Here is a 15,325-nt window from a genome sequence, read left to right on the forward strand (position 1 = left end):
GTCGACGCCGTAGAAACTGATAGCAATGCGTCGTGGCGAACTGACAGCGAAAGCCGGATAGAACCACATTTCAGCCAGGGGCGATAGCCACCGACGTGGATTGTTATGTCACGTATGGCTGGATGAGCGCATTGAAAAGGCAAATACTGCGCGCGATATCGAAATCGGGATAGGGAAATACAGCGCGTGATTTATAGGTAGTCGAGAGAGGGAGTTTGCAGCGTGAATTTTCTCTTGTTGCCGCCCGAGATCAACTCAGCACGGATTTTTTCCGGTGTCGGAGCGGGACCAATGTTGGCGGCGGGGGTGGCCTGGGATGGGTTGGCCGCCGAATTGGCTTTGACGGCGAGTTCCTTTAGCTCGCTGACTTCTTCCTTGGCGGGGGAGGCGTGGCAGGGCCCGGCGGCGGCGGCCATGGTCGGGGCGGCTGCTTCGTACGCAGGATGGTTGAGCACCACAGCAACCCAGGCCGATCAAGCGGCCGTTGCGGCCCGCGTCTTTGGGGGTGCGTTCGAAGCTGTGCGGGCCGCTGCGGTGAATCCGGCGATTATCGCCGCCAACCGCACTCAGCTGGTGTCGCTGGTGATGTCAAATCTGTTCGGGCAAAACGCCCCGGCGATCGCGGCCGCTGAGGCGACTTATGAGCAGATGTGGGCTCAGGATGTCACCGCGATGTTTGGCTATCACGCTGGGGCTTCGGCGGCCGCCGCGCGGCTGACGCCGTTTGTCCGGCCGGTGCCGAATCTGGCCGGCCTACCGGCCCAGATCGTCGGCGCGGCGACGGCCAGCGTGTCCGGCGCGGCCGGCGGTGTGGCTGCGGCCATCCCGATCGAGGGCGGCGCCGTTGCGAGTGCCGCCGCCGCGGCGGCGGCGCCGAGCAGGACGATCGCCATCAACCTGGGCGTTGCCAACCTTGGCATCACCAACCTCGGCAGCGGAAACGTGGGCTTCCTCAATTTCGGCAACGGAAACCTGGGTAGTAACAATTTCGGTTCCGGAAACTTCGGCGACAACAATGTCGGCTCCGGAAACCTCGGCAGCTTCAACGTAGGCCCCGGAAACCTCGGCAGCTCCAATCTAGGCTTCGCGAATATTGGCATCGGGAATATCGGCTTTGGCAACACCGGCAACAACAACATCGGTTTCGGGCTGGTCGGTGACAACCAAGTCGGTATCGGCGGCCTCAACTCAGGCGCAAATAATCTCGGCCTATTCAACTCGGGCAACGGAAACATCGGTTTCTTCAATTCGGGGACCGGAAACTTCGGTATCGGAAACTCCGGTAACTACAACACCGGCTTATGGAACACCGGTCAAGCCAACACGGGCTTTATCAACGCGGGTTCTTTCAACACTGGCAGCTTTAACGTCGGCGACGCAAACACGGGCAGCGTGAACACGGGTAGCTACAACACGGGCGACGCCAACCCGGGCTCGTCCAACACGGGTAGCTTCAACACGGGCGACCTCAATACCGGCCTGTTGAACGCGGGCAACATCAACACCGGTGCTTTCAACGTGGGCAACATGAATAACGGCTTCATGTGGACGGCCAATGGCCAGGGCGGCCTCACCTTTGGAATCAATACACCTGATATAACACTCCCCACCATAAGTCTACCCGGGATTAGCGTCCCCGGTTTCGACCTGCCAGGGATAACGGTGCCGTCGATATCCATTCCGGCGACCACCACGCCCGCCGACATCACGATCGGCGCATTTAGTCTGCCGGAGATTACGTTGCCGTCGATCACTATTCCGGCGGCGACCACGCCCAGCGATATCACGATCGGTGCATTTAGTCTGCCGGAGATTACGTTGCCGTCGATCACTATTCCGGCGGCGACCACGCCCAGCGATATCACGATCGGTGCATTTAGTCTGCCCGAGATAACGTTGCCTTCGATATCTATTCCCGCGGCGACGACGCCCGCAGATATTACGGTGGGCGGGTTTGCGTTGCCCGAGATTGCGTTGCCTTCGATATCTATTCCCGCGGCGACGACGCCCGCAGATATTACGGTGGGCGGGCTCAATCTGCCGGAAATAACGATACCCGTGTTGACTACACCTACGCTGACCTTCAATGAATTTACCGGACCGTCGATAAGCCTACCGGCATTCGATTTTCCCGCCCTGATCACGCCGACGGTCCTAATAACCGGCTTTAACGGTAATGAGGTTCCCTTGGTGCGGAGCAACGTCCTCGGGACGATATTCCTCCAACCATCCTTTCTGGGTCCAATATTGATTGGGGATCCGGGGATAGCGCCCCCGCCCGGCATTCCTGACCCGCCATTTGCAAACGGTTCCTTCTTCGGCTTTACCCTTCCCGGCATCGTCATCGGCGGCTTCGATTTCCCCAGCATCAGCACAACTGGGCCGTTCACCATTCCCTCCGTCGCGGTCGACGGCTTCACGTTGCCGCAAGTCAGCATTCCGGAGATCACCACGCCGCCGTTGACCATTCCCTCGCTCGGTGTTGAGGGCTTCACGTTGCCGCAGGTCGGCATTCCGGAGATCACGACGGCGCCGTTGACCATTCCTTCGGTCGGTGTTGAGGGTTTCACGTTGCCGCCGGTTGGCATTCCGGAGATCACGACGGCGCCGTTGACGTTGCCTGCGGTGGGTGTTGAGGGTTTCACGTTGCCGCCGGTTGGCATTCCGGAGATCACGACGCCACCGTTGACGTTGCCTGCGGTGGGTGTTGGTGGTCTCACACTGCCGCCTATCGGGATTCCGGAGATCACCACCCCGCCATTCACTATCGCTTCCATCGGGATCGGTGGTTTCACCACTCCCGAGCTCACCATCCCCAGCGTCACCCTGCCCAGCACCTCTATCGCGCAGCTTGTCATCCCGCCGCCGCCCGGCTTCTTCAATTCGAGTGCCACCGGATCGTCGGGCTTTTTCAACACGGGCCCCGGGAGCAGTTCGGGCTTCGGTAACAGCGGCTCGGGTCTCTCGGGTCTGTTCAACGTCAATCCGTCGGCGCTGTCCTTTGCCTCCGGCTTCAACAACTTCGGTGCCGGCTCCTCGGGGTTCTCGAATCTCGGCAGCGGTGTGTCGGGCCTCGGGAACTTGGGCACCCTGCCCTTCTTCGACAACAGCCTGGTTTCGGGCCTAGGAAGCACCGGTCACAGGCTCGCAGGGTGGCTTTTGCACGGCACAACGCCGTAGCCCGGGGCGCCCGGGGACCGCGGGAGCGGCGGCAACGGCGGCAGCGCGGGCGCTGCCCCGATCTCATTGGTGCACGCGGGCACGTCGGACTCGGTGGCACAGCGGCGTCGTTGCCTAGACTCTCTGGTTGTGAGCGCTGATGAGGAGCCTGGCGGTCTCACCGCGGTTGCTCAGGACTATCTCAAGGTTATTTGGACCGCTCAGGAGTGGTCCAAGGAGAAGGTCAGCACCAAGATGCTGGCGGAGAAGATCGGAGTGTCGGCCAGCACAGCCTCGGAGTCCATCCGCAGGCTGGCCGAGCAGGGGTTGGTCGACCATGAGAAGTACGGCGCGGTGGCGTTGACCGACTCGGGGCGGCGCGTGGCACTGGCGATGGTGCGCCGGCACCGGCTATTGGAGACATTTCTGGTCAACGAACTCGGCTATGGCTGGGACGAGGTGCACGACGAGGCCGAGGTGCTCGAGCACGCGGTATCGGATCGCCTAGTTGCGCGTATCGACGCCAAGCTGGGGTTCCCGCGTCGCGATCCGCACGGCGACCCGATCCCTGCTGCCGACGGGCAGGTGCCGACCCCGCCGGCGAGGCAGCTGTGGGACTGCCACGATGGTGATACGGGTACCGTGGCCCGCATCTCCGATGCCGACCCGCAGATGCTGCGGTACTTCGACAGCGTCGGGATCAACCTGGACTCGCGGTTGCGAGTGTTGGCGCGGCGCGAATTCGCCGGCATGATCTCGGTGTCGATCGAAGCCTCCGGCGGCGACCAGGTCACCGTCGAGTTGGGGAGTCCGGCCGCTCGCGCGATTTGGGTGGTGGCTTAGCGGCGCCAGGGAACACGGTGGACAACAACCCCGCCCCGGCACTGCACGCCGTAGGCTGGCGGTCGTGCAGCGGTGGCGCGGCCAAGACGAGATCCCGACTGACTGGGGCAGGTGCGTGCTCACCATCGGTGTGTTCGACGGCGTGCACCGGGGGCACGCCGAACTGATCGCGCACGCGGTGAAGGCCGGACGCGCACGCGAGGTGCCGGCCGTGCTGATGACGTTCGATCCGCACCCGATGGAAGTGGTGTATCCCGGCAGTCACCCGGCGCAACTGACCACGCTGACCCGGCGTGCCGAACTCGTCGAAGACCTGGGCATCGATGTTTTCCTCGTGATGCCGTTCACCACTGATTTCATGAAGCTCACGCCGGACCGCTACATCCACGAACTCCTGGTTGAGCATCTGCACGTGGTGGAGGTCGTCGTAGGCGAGAACTTCACGTTCGGCAAGAAGGCAGCCGGCAAGGTCGACACGCTTCGACGGGCCGGTGAGCGGTTCGGGTTCGCCGTGGAGTCGATGTCGCTGCTGACAGAGCACCACCGCAACGAGACGGTGACGTTTTCGTCCACGTACATCCGGTCCTGTGTGGACGCCGGCGATATGGTGGCCGCCACGGAAGCCCTGGGCCGACCGCATCGGGTCGAAGGCGTCGTGGTTCGCGGCGAAGGTCGGGGCGTGGAGCTGGGCTTTCCCACCGCGAACGTGGCGCCGCCGATGTACTCGGCGATCCCCGCCGACGGTGTGTATGCCGCCTGGTTCACGGTACTGGGACACGGGCCGGTGGCTGGCACCGTCGTCCCCGGTGAGCGCTACCGGGCCGCGGTATCCGTGGGGACCAACCCGACGTTTTCGGGACGCACCCGCACTGTTGAGGCGTTCGTGCTCGACACCAGCGCTGACCTGTACGGCCAGCACGTGGCGCTGGATTTCGTTGCGCGCATCCGCGGCCAGAAGAAGTTCGCATCGGTGCCGGAGTTGGTGGCCGCAATGGGTAAAGACATCGATCGGGTGCGCGCGTTGCTACGCGGGGATTAACTTCACCGGCGCGCGCGCTGCTAGACTGCCCCGGACATCGGCGCGTGCTGCGGTTCGCGGTGGCCGCGCCCTCGTACTCATGATCGCGGACCCATTGATGGAGATAATTCGTGGCGCTGACAGCCGAGCAGAAAAAGGAGATCCTGAACTCCTACGGCCTGCATGACACCGACACCGGCTCCCCGGAAGCGCAGATTGCGCTGCTGACCAAGCGGATCGCCGACCTGACCGAGCATCTCAAGGTGCACAAGCACGATCACCACTCGCGGCGAGGGCTGCTGTTGCTGGTGGGACGGCGGCGTCGGCTGATCAAGTACATTTCCCAGATCGATGTGGAGCGCTATCGCTCGCTCATCGAGCGCCTGGGTCTGCGTCGCTGACGCAGGCGCGTGCGCGCCCTGATCGCAATCCGCGTCACCGCCCTAGCCGTCGTGGCGTCGGCGGGACTCGTCGGTTGCTCGGGCTGGGATGACGGGACCAACGTCGCCGATCTCGATGTGGGGGACTGTCTGCGGCTCGGCGGCACACCAGATCGCCCCCTGGCCACCAAGGCGGAATGCGGTAGCAGCGGGTCTAGCTTCAAGGTTGTTTCGGCGGTTACCGACCGTGCGCAATGCCCCGCCGACGTCGATTCGTCGTATTCGATGCGCAATTCGTTCAATGGCGCAAACAACACCGTCTGCCTGGACGTGGACTGGGTGATCGGGGGTTGCATGAGTGTCGACCCGAGTCACGACGCCGACCCGGTGCGGGTGGACTGCGACGACGCTTCGGTACCGCACCGGCAGCGAGCCACCCAGATCCTCAGAGACCTCCACGCTCCCGTCAGCGTCGACCAGTGCGCGAGTGGCATGGGCTATACCTACCCGCAGCAGCGGTTCGTGGTGTGCGTCGAGGACGTCACCAGCTGACACCGGCCCCGAAACCCCGAGGCCCGAGCCTATCGAGGCTGGTCCGAAGCGCCATAGGGCCCGTGTAGAGTGAGTTCGTTCTGGACCAGTGTGGTCCAGCAGGTGGTGCGGTTCGCGCACATCCGCGTGAGTCGTTCCAGCGTGTCACTATGTATGCCCACGGGAGCAGCCGAGTCTGTTTCGGGCGGTCTTCGGTAGTGGCTGCCGGGCTCCCCGGACTCGGGGCAGGTCGGCCGCTTCGATCGACGGCCGTAACGCATTCAGGCTCTCCACGCTCGCACGGGTGGCTCGCAGCCCGTCCGGGCGGGAGCCGCTCTGCTAACCCACCGGGGTGCGTGTGACAACGCGAAACAGCTGAACAACCGAGAGAGGCCGCACGGACGTCATGTCTGTAGCTGAAATTGAAGAAGGCGTGTTCGAATCAACCGCCACCATTGACAACGGGAGCTTCGGCACCCGCACCATTCGTTTCGAGACCGGGCGGCTGGCCTTACAGGCCGCCGGCGCGGTCGTCGCCTACCTGGACGACGAAAATATGCTGCTGTCGGCGACCACCGCCAGCAAGAGCCCCAAGGAACATTTCGACTTCTTCCCGCTGACGGTGGACGTCGAGGAGCGCATGTACGCCGCGGGCCGCATTCCTGGTTCGTTCTTCCGTCGTGAGGGCCGGCCCTCCACCGACGCGATCCTGACCTGCCGGCTCATCGATCGCCCGCTGCGCCCGTCGTTCGTTGATGGCCTGCGCAATGAGATCCAGATCGTGGTGACGATTCTGAGCCTCGACCCCAACGATCTCTATGACGTGCTGGCGATCAACGCCGCGTCGGCCTCCACCCAGTTGGGTGGCTTGCCGTTCTCCGGTCCCATCGGGGGTGTGCGGGTAGCGCTCATTGACGGCACCTGGGTTGCGTTCCCGAACGTTGAGCAACTCGAACGCGCCGTGTTCGACATGGTGGTCGCGGGCCGCCTGGTCGACACCGCCGACGGGGGCCAGTCGGATGTCGCCATCATGATGGTCGAAGCCGAGGCCACCGAGAACGTGATCGAGCTCGTCGAGGGCGGCGCCCCGGCGCCAACGGAGAGTGTCGTGGCTGCGGGTCTGGAGGCGGCCAAGCCAGCCATCGCCGCGCTGTGTACCGCGCAGCAGGAGCTCGCCGACGCGTGTGGAGCGTCAACCAGGCCGGCCGCTGAATACCCGGTGTTTCCCGACTACGGCGACGACGTGTACTACTCGGTGTCCTCGGTGGCCACCGACGAGTTGGCTGCCGCTTTGACCATCGGCGACAAGGCCGAGCGCGACCAGCGCACCGACGAGATCAAGGCCCAGGTCCTCGAGCGGCTCGCCGACACCTACGAGGGCCGGGAGAAAGAGGTCGGCGCCGCGTTTCGCGCGTTGACCAAGAAGCTTGTTCGCCAGCGCATCCTCACTGACCATTTTCGCATCGATGGGCGCGGTATCACCGACATCCGGGCGTTGTCGGCCGAGGTGGCCGTGGTGCCACGGGCGCACGGCAGTGCGCTCTTCGAACGCGGCGAAACCCAGATCCTTGGGGTGACCACGCTTGACATGGTCAAGATGGCCCAGCAGATCGACTCGCTCGGGCCCGAGACATCGAAACGCTACATGCATCACTACAATTTCCCGCCGTTCTCCACCGGCGAGACCGGTCGCGTCGGCTCGCCCAAGCGGCGCGAGATCGGACACGGTGCGTTGGCTGAGCGGGCTCTGGTGCCGGTGTTGCCGAGCACCGAGGAGTTCCCGTACGCCATCCGCCAGGTGTCGGAAGCCCTGGGCTCCAACGGCTCCACGTCGATGGGCTCGGTGTGTGCGTCCACGCTGGCGCTGCTCAATGCCGGGGTGCCGCTGAAGGCGCCGGTGGCCGGCATTGCGATGGGCCTGGTGTCCGACGACGTTCAGGTAGAAGGGGCGGCGGAGCCGGCCGACGGTGTCGTGGAGCGCCGCTTCGTGACGCTGACCGACATCCTGGGCGCCGAGGACGCGTTCGGCGACATGGACTTCAAGGTCGCCGGAACCAAGGACTTTGTCACCGCGCTGCAATTGGACACCAAACTCGACGGGATCCCGTCAAAGGTCCTAGCAGGTGCCCTTGAGCAGGCCAGGGATGCTCGCCTCACGATTCTCGAGGTCATGGCCGAGGCCATCGACAGGCCCGACGAGATGAGCCCGTACGCGCCGCGAGTGACCACCATCAAGGTCCCGGTGGACAAGATCGGCGAGGTGATAGGACCCAAGGGAAAGGTCATCAACGGCATCACCGAGGAAACGGGCGCGCAGATCTCCATCGAAGACGACGGCACGGTGTTCGTCGGCGCCACCGACGGGCCGTCCGCGCAGGCCGCGATCGACAAGATCAACGCGATTGCCAACCCGCAGTTACCGACCGTGGGCGAACGTTTCCTCGGAACAGTGGTCAAGACAACCGATTTCGGTGCGTTCGTGTCGCTGCTGCCGGGCCGTGACGGTCTGGTGCACATCTCCAAGCTCGGCAAGGGCAAGCGCATCGCGAAGGTTGAAGACGTGGTGAACGTCGGTGACAAGCTACGGGTAGAGATTGCCGATATCGACAAGCGCGGCAAGATCTCTCTGGTTCTGGTGGCTGACGAAGAAGCGTCCGCAGCTCCCGCCGATGCCGCGACGGCCAGCAGCTGACCCTGCGGCCGCCCGGCCACTGCGCCGCACTACTTTGCCGGGCGGTCTGCGCGTCGTCACCGAATATCTGCCAGCGGTGCGCTCGGCGTCCATCGGGGTCTGGGTTGGGGTGGGATCGCGCGACGAGGGTGCCACAGTTGCCGGGGCGGCCCATTTTCTCGAGCATCTGCTGTTCAAGTCGACGCCGACGCGCACGGCGGTCGATATCGCGCAAGCGATGGACGCGGTTGGCGGGGAGCTCAACGCGTTCACAGCCAAGGAGCACACGTGCTACTACGCACACGTGCTCGACAGCGACTTGGCGCTGGCGATCGATCTGGTCTCCGATGTGGTCCTCAACGGCCGCTGCGCTGCTCACGACGTGGAGCTGGAACGCGATGTCGTCCTGGAGGAGATCGCGATGCGCGACGACGACCCCGAGGACGCATTGGCGGACATGTTCTTGGGGTCGCTGTTCGGCGACCATCCGGTGGGCCGCCCGGTGATCGGCAGCGCGCAATCCGTATCGACGATGACTCGGGCTCAACTGCATTCTTTCCACATGCGGCGCTACACGCCGCAGCGAATGGTCGTAGCGGTGGCCGGGAATGTCGATCATGCCGACGTGGTCGCATTGGTGCGCGAGCACTTCGGGTCGCGATTGGTCCGCGGGCGACGCCCGGTTGCTCCTCGCAAGGGAGCCGGTCGGGTCAATGGCTGTCCGGGTTTGACACTGGCTAATCGGGATGCTGAGCAAACGCACGTGTCGCTGGGCGTACGCACGCCTGGTCGCAGCTGGGAGCAGCGCTGGGCGCTGTCGGTGCTGCACACGGCATTGGGCGGTGGGATCAGTTCGCGGCTGTTCCAAGAGGTCCGCGAAGCGCGGGGGCTAGCGTACTCGGTGTACTCCGCGCTGGATATCTTCGCCGACAGCGGGGCGCTGTCGGTGTATGCCGCATGCCTGCCGGAACGTTTCCCTGACGTGATGCGGGTGACCACCGACGTGTTGACATCGGTGGCCAGCGACGGCATCAGTGAGGCAGAGTGCCGCATCGCCAAGGGCTCGTTGCGGGGTGGTCTGGTGCTGGGGCTGGAGGATTCCGGCTCCCGGATGAGCCGGATCGGCCGCAGTGAGTTGAACTACGGCAAGCACCGCAGCATCGAGCACACGTTGCGACAGATTGAGCGCGTGACCGTCGACGAGGTTAACGCTGTGGCCCGTCGCGTGCTCAACACGCGCTACGGAGCTGCGGTTTTAGGGCCTTACAGCTCGAAACGGTCGCTGCCGCAACGACTTCGAGCGATGGTAAATTAGCCCGATGGTATTGGGCTTCTGGGACATTGCGGTGCCCATTGTGGGCGCGCCGATGGCCGGCGGTCCCAGCACCCCGGCCCTGGCCGCGGCGGTGTCCAACGCGGGCGGGTTGGGATTCGTGGCTGGTGGCTATGTGACTGCCGACCAGTTCGCTGACGATATCGCCGCTGCCCGAGCTGCCACGACGGGCCCGATTGGCGCCAATCTGTTTGTGCCTCAACCCAGCGTCGCGGACTGGGTGCAGTTGGAGTACTACGCGGAAGAACTCGAAGACATCGCCGACTACTACCACGTCGCGATAGGGCAACCGCTGTACGAGGACGACGATGACTGGGAGCTCAAGCTCGAAGTTGTCGCCGACGTGCGTCCGGAACTGGTGTCGTTTACCTTCGGCGCGCCGCCGCCCGACGTTATTCATCGGTTGAGTGCGCTGGGGCTCTTGGTGTCGGTCACTGTGACGTCGGCCTACGAAGCTGGCGTGGCTATTGCTGCCGGCGCGGACAACCTCGTGGTTCAGGGGCCAGAAGCCGGAGGACATCGCGGCACTTTTGCGCCCGACATGGAGCCCGGTGAAGAGCCCCTGCACCAACTTCTCCACCGAATCGGCAGCGCTCACGATGTTCCGCTGATCGCCGCGGGTGGCCTGGGCACCGCTGACGACGTCGCGGGGGTGTTGCGCAGCGGAGCGGTGGCCGCGCAGGTTGGTACCGCGCTCTTGCTGAGCGACGAGGCCGGGACCAATCCCCCCCACCGCGCGGCGCTGACGAATCCGGATTTCCGCGACTCCGTGATCACTCGAGCGTTCTCGGGCCGCTACGCACGGGGTCTGGCGAACAACTTCACGCGCTTGCTCGATCACGTGGCGCCGCTGGGCTATCCCGAGGTGAACCAGATGACGAAGCCGATACGAGCAGCGGCGGTCGAGGCCGGTGACCCCAACGGAACCAACCTGTGGGCGGGCACGGCTTACCGGGAGGCCCGTCGGGGTCCGGCAGCCGAGATTGTCGCGGCACTGAGTCCCGACGTGCGGTCGGCCTAGCGTCAGGGTCAGGCCAGCACGCTCGCCGGCTCGGTGAACGGCACACCCAGATCGGTGGCCACCTGGTGGGATAGCAGCGCGCCCTCATGCGTCGAAAGACCCTTGGCCAACGCCGGATCCGACCGGCACGCAGCTAACCAGCCGTGGTCGGCAAGGTCGAGCACGTACGGCATCGTCGCATTGGTTAGTGCAGAGGTCGACGTCTTCGGCACCGATGCGGGCATGTTCGCCACACAGTAGAAAAGCGTGTCATGCACGGCGAACGTCGGCTGATCGTAGGTGGTGGGTCGCGAGTCCTCGAAGCAACCGCCCTGATCGATCGCGATGTCCACCAGCACCGCCCCGGATTTCATATGTGCAACAACAGAATTCGAGATCAACTTGGGTGCTTTGGCGCCGGGCAGCAGGACGGCTCCAATCACCAGGTCGGCGCTCTTGACGGCGCTTTCGAGATCGTAGGCCGAGGAGTAGAGGGTGCGCATCCGCCCGCCGAACTCCGCGTCGAGCTGCCGAAGTTTGTTGACGTTGACATCGAGAACCGTCACCGTCGCGCCCATCCCGTTGGCGACCCGTGCGGCGTTGTAACCCGCCGTGCCGGCGCCGATCACCACGACATGGGCCGGCTCGACACCGGGCACTCCGCCCATCAGCACGCCCCGGCCGCCGCGGGTCCGCATGAGGTGATAGGCCCCGACCTGAGCGGAGAGGCGTCCCGCGACCTCGCTCATCGGAGCCAGCAACGGCAATGTGCCATCGGCCTCCTGGACGGTCTCCAGGGCGATTGACGTTGCGCCGGATGTCAATAGCGCATCGGTGCAGGCGCGAGAGGCGGCCAGATGGAGATATGTGAACAGCGTCTGGCCGCTTCGCAGGTATCCGTACTCGGCTGGCATCGGTTCCTTGACCTTGAGTAGGAGATCCGCGTCGGCCCAGACCTGCTTGGCGGTGCTGATCAGTTCGGCGCCGGCTGACTTGAAATCGGCATCGCTGATCGCCGATCCCTCTCCGGCGCCGGTCTGGACGAGTACCTCATGGCCCCGTTGCTTCAATGCGGCGACGCCGGCCGGCGTGATGGCGACCCGGAACTCGTTGTTTTTGGTCTCGGTCGGAATGCCGACGCGCATGGTCTTCCCCTCTCGGTGTCTACGATCCAGTGTGAAGAACATTCAGCTATGCTGCAATAACTCTGATTAAGATTCATAGATGAGGTCATATGACTGAACATAAATCGGAAATTACCGATCCTCTGGACCGCTCATCGAAGGATGTTCGGTCGGCGGAACTTGCCGAGGTGGACCGCAGAATCCTGGCCTTGCTCCACAGCGATGCGCGGATAGCCAACAACGCGCTGGCGGAGGCTGTCGGGATCGCGCCGTCGACGTGCCACGGTCGCCTTCGGCGGTTGCTGGACCTTGGGGTCATTCGGGGGTTTTATGCCGACATAGATCCGGTTGCCGTGGGTATGCCTTTGCAAGCCATGGTTTCGGTCAACCTGCAGTCCAACGCCCGCGGGAATATCCGTAGTTTCATCCAGCAGATTCGCCGCAAGCGACAGGTCATGGATGTGTACTTTCTGGCCGGCGCCGACGATTTCATCCTGCATGTCGCCGCGCGCGACACCGACGACCTGCGTTCGTTCGTGGTCGATAATCTCAATGCCGACGCGAACGTCGCAGGCACCCAGACGTCGCTGATATTCGAGCATTTGCGCGGGGCGGCCCCCGTTTAGGCAGCCCGTGGCTGGCTAAAATCTTGGGATGACCGACCCGAACGGGGCTTCTGTGACGGCCACCGTGGAGATCGATGCCAGCCCTTCTAGGGTGTACGGGCTCATCACCGACCTGCCAACGTTGGCCGCGATGGCCGAAGAAGCCGTCGCAATGGAATTGCGGCGAGGCGGTTCGGTTTGCCAAGGTGCGGTGTTCGTTGGTCACAACGAACATGCCGGCCACCGCTGGAGCACCACGTGCACAGTCACCGACGCCGAACCCGGCCGGGTCTTCGCTTTCGATGTGCGATACACCGTCCTCCCGATTGCGCGCTGGCGATATGACATCGTCGCGGTCGACGGCGGCTGCCGGGTCACCGAAAGCACCTGGGACCGGCGCCCGGGTTGGTTCCGCAAGCTTGCGCCGCTGGCCACCGGAACCAAGGATCGGACGGCGGCCAACACCGAGCACATCGCGATTACCCTGCAGCGGCTCAAGCAACGCGCCGAGGCCGGATAGCCGGCTCACCCGCAACTATACTTAAAAGGGTGTAATGTCCACTAGGACGACATTTCGGGGCTTTGTGTCCATGCATCATTCATGCCGAGATGAAGTTTTTGAAGGGGCCGCATGTTTACCGTTGATGACCGGGCCGTTGATCCGCAATCGGGCGCCGCAGACCACGAGCGGCTTGTGCTCGAGGCGCGCCACGTTGAGTTCGACTGGTCACAGCTGCCATTCCACTATGTGCCCAACGAGCCGATGGCCACCCACGTACTCAACGTCCTGCACCTGCTGTTGCCGCCGGGCGAAGAGTTTTTCGTGCACGTCTTCAAGAAGGCGCTGCCGCTGATCAAGGACGACCAACTGCGGCTGGACGTGCAGGGATTCATCGGCCAGGAAGCGATGCATTCCCAATCGCACTCCGGAGTAGTCGATCACTTCGCAGCCCAGGGCCTCGACTTAGCACCGTTCACCGACCAGGTGAGGTGGCTGTTCGACAAAATGATGGGCGAGCGCCCGCGGTCCAGTCTGCGACGACGACAGAGCTGGTTGCTGGAGCAGATTTCGACCGCAGCGGCGATTGAGCACTACACGGCCATCATGGGCGAATGGATTCTGAACACCCCCGAACACGATGCCATCGGCACCGATCCGGTGATGCTGGATCTGCTCCGATGGCATGGCGCGGAAGAGGTCGAGCACAAGGCCGTCGCCTTCGACGCTATGAAGCATCTGCGGGCCGGCTACTGGCGCCGGGTACGCACCCAGCTGGTCGTCACACCGGTGATGTTCCTGCTATGGATACGTGGGGTGCGATACTTGTACTCGATCGATCCCCATCTGGCGCCGGGGACCAAGCCCCGGTGGCGCGACTATCGCGACGCGGCACGCCGGGGTTTGGTGCCCGGGCTGCTTAGCTTCACGCGGTCGGTTGGTGCCTACTATCGGCCGCGTTTCCACCCCTCACAGCTGGGCGGGGTCGAGCGCGCCGTCGACTACCTGGCGATCTCACCTGCTGCCCGGGCGTCTCACTGACGAACTCGTCTGACGGGATTTTCGTCGTGTCGCAGAGCATCTGGTCCACTCGGCCGGCCGACCTCTACGGCCGTCGGAGGCGTGACCGATTCTCCACGGTGTTGTGGGGTGTGCGAGTGTTGCTCGAAGGATTTGCCGCGATGTCACGGTGGAAACCATCGCGGGTACGGCCGGTGCAGCGCAAGATTGCCGCGGTGATTACCCAGCGCGAACTGGTCGCCCCGGATGTGGTGGCGTTGACGCTGGCCGACCCCGATGGCGGACTGCTTCCGTCGTGGACGCCGGGTGGGCATATCGATGTGGTGCTGCCGTCGGGCCGGCGCCGGCAGTACTCGCTCTGTGGGCTGCCCGGGCGGCGCACGGACTACCGCATCGCCGTCCGCAGAATCGCCGACGGTGGCGGCGGTTCCATCGAGATGCACGAGGCTTTCGACGTGGGCGGCACCCTCGTGTTCGAGGGTCCCCGCAATGCCTTCTGCCTCGGTACGGCAGAGCGCGACGTGCTTTTCGTGATTGGCGGCATCGGAGTAACGCCGATCTTGCCGATGATCCAGGTGGCCGAACAGCGCGGAATCGACTGGCGCGCAATATATGCCGGACGCAGCCGAGAGTACATGCCGTTTCTGGATGAGCTGGTGTCGGTGGCGCCAGCACGGGTCACGATATGGGCCGACGACGAGCACAGGGGCTTCGCCACCGTCGACGACCTGCTGGCCGGCGCCGGCCCGACGACGGCCGTCTACGTGTGCGGACCACCCCCCATGCTGGAAGCGGTGCGCGCGGCCCGCGTGGAACATGCCGATGCGCCATTGCACTACGAGCGGTTCAGCCCGCCCCCGATCGTCGACGGTATTCCATTCGAATTAGAGCTTGCGCGATCAGGCACCGTGCTGCGCGTGCCTGCGAACCGGTCAGCGCTCGAGGTGATGAGCGACCGGGATCCGACGACCGCGTACTCCTGCCAGCAGGGCTTCTGCGGCACCTGCAAGGTCAAGGTGCTCGCTGGGCAGGTCGACCGTCGCGGTCGCACCGCAGAGGGCGACGACGAGATGCTGGTCTGCGTGTCGCGGGCAAAAAGCGACCGAATAGTCGTCGACGCCTGAGTCAGCTGGCCGCCTGGG

13 protein-coding genes are annotated in these 15,325 nt (G+C 64.1%); 12 read left to right on the plus strand and 1 reads right to left on the minus strand.

The window, feature by feature from the left end; all coding sequences use genetic code 11:
• Positions 1 to 222 precede the first annotated feature (222 nt).
• From F6B93_RS07770 to F6B93_RS07805, 8 genes are all read left to right on the plus strand, one after another.
• Positions 223 to 3,180, plus strand: coding sequence for a PPE family protein (locus tag F6B93_RS07770; protein WP_211698577.1), 2,958 nt, complete (start codon positions 223 to 225; stop codon positions 3,178 to 3,180).
• Positions 3,181 to 3,309: 129 nt separating this feature from the next.
• Positions 3,310 to 4,002, plus strand: a complete 693-nt coding sequence (mntR, locus tag F6B93_RS07775; protein ID WP_211698578.1) for a manganese-binding transcriptional regulator MntR — start codon at positions 3,310 to 3,312, stop codon at positions 4,000 to 4,002.
• A 64-nt stretch (positions 4,003 to 4,066) separates the two neighbouring features.
• Entirely contained in the window at positions 4,067 to 5,041 is a 975-nt protein-coding gene (locus tag F6B93_RS07780; RefSeq protein ID WP_211698579.1) for a bifunctional riboflavin kinase/FAD synthetase, read from the plus strand.
• Between the two features lie 110 nt (positions 5,042 to 5,151).
• Positions 5,152 to 5,421: a 30S ribosomal protein S15 gene (gene rpsO / locus F6B93_RS07785; RefSeq protein WP_211698580.1), complete on the plus strand. Its 270-nt coding sequence runs from the start codon at positions 5,152 to 5,154 to the stop codon at positions 5,419 to 5,421.
• Positions 5,422 to 5,430: 9 nt separating this feature from the next.
• A complete protein-coding gene (gene lppU / locus F6B93_RS07790) occupies positions 5,431 to 5,952 on the plus strand; it encodes an LppU family putative lipoprotein (protein ID WP_211698581.1) in 522 nt (173 codons plus the stop codon).
• A 385-nt stretch (positions 5,953 to 6,337) separates the two neighbouring features.
• Positions 6,338 to 8,623 (plus strand): polyribonucleotide nucleotidyltransferase, encoded by a 2,286-nt coding sequence (locus tag F6B93_RS07795; RefSeq protein WP_211698582.1) that lies wholly within the window; start codon positions 6,338 to 6,340, stop codon positions 8,621 to 8,623.
• Positions 8,601 to 9,917 (plus strand): M16 family metallopeptidase, encoded by a 1,317-nt coding sequence (locus F6B93_RS07800; RefSeq protein WP_211698583.1) that lies wholly within the window; start codon positions 8,601 to 8,603, stop codon positions 9,915 to 9,917. The genes F6B93_RS07795 and F6B93_RS07800 overlap by 23 nt, the downstream gene beginning before the upstream one ends.
• Before the next feature lie 4 nt (positions 9,918 to 9,921).
• Positions 9,922 to 10,956: a nitronate monooxygenase gene (locus tag F6B93_RS07805; protein ID WP_211698584.1), complete on the plus strand. Its 1,035-nt coding sequence runs from the start codon at positions 9,922 to 9,924 to the stop codon at positions 10,954 to 10,956.
• Positions 10,957 to 10,964: 8 nt separating this feature from the next.
• Here the strand turns inward: F6B93_RS07805 and ald are convergent, their stop codons facing one another.
• Positions 10,965 to 12,080, minus strand: a complete 1,116-nt coding sequence (gene ald / locus F6B93_RS07810) for an alanine dehydrogenase (RefSeq protein WP_211698585.1) — start codon at positions 12,078 to 12,080, stop codon at positions 10,965 to 10,967.
• An 89-nt stretch (positions 12,081 to 12,169) separates the two neighbouring features.
• On the opposite strand from ald, the gene aldR reads away from it, so the two are divergent.
• The 4 genes from aldR (at position 12,170) to F6B93_RS07830 (ending at position 15,307) form a co-directional block, all read left to right on the plus strand.
• Positions 12,170 to 12,685: an HTH-type transcriptional regulator AldR gene (gene aldR, locus F6B93_RS07815; RefSeq protein WP_211698586.1), complete on the plus strand. Its 516-nt coding sequence runs from the start codon at positions 12,170 to 12,172 to the stop codon at positions 12,683 to 12,685.
• A 28-nt stretch (positions 12,686 to 12,713) separates the two neighbouring features.
• Positions 12,714 to 13,184: an SRPBCC family protein gene (locus F6B93_RS07820; RefSeq protein ID WP_211698587.1), complete on the plus strand. Its 471-nt coding sequence runs from the start codon at positions 12,714 to 12,716 to the stop codon at positions 13,182 to 13,184.
• A gap of 111 nt (positions 13,185 to 13,295) precedes the next feature.
• Entirely contained in the window at positions 13,296 to 14,204 is a 909-nt protein-coding gene (locus F6B93_RS07825; RefSeq protein WP_211698588.1) for a metal-dependent hydrolase, read from the plus strand.
• A gap of 26 nt (positions 14,205 to 14,230) precedes the next feature.
• Entirely contained in the window at positions 14,231 to 15,307 is a 1,077-nt protein-coding gene (locus tag F6B93_RS07830; RefSeq protein ID WP_211698589.1) for a PDR/VanB family oxidoreductase, read from the plus strand.
• The last annotated feature ends 18 nt before the right edge of the window (positions 15,308 to 15,325 follow it).

Source organism: Mycobacterium spongiae (genome assembly GCF_018278905.1).
GTDB lineage: Bacteria > Actinomycetota > Actinomycetes > Mycobacteriales > Mycobacteriaceae > Mycobacterium > Mycobacterium spongiae.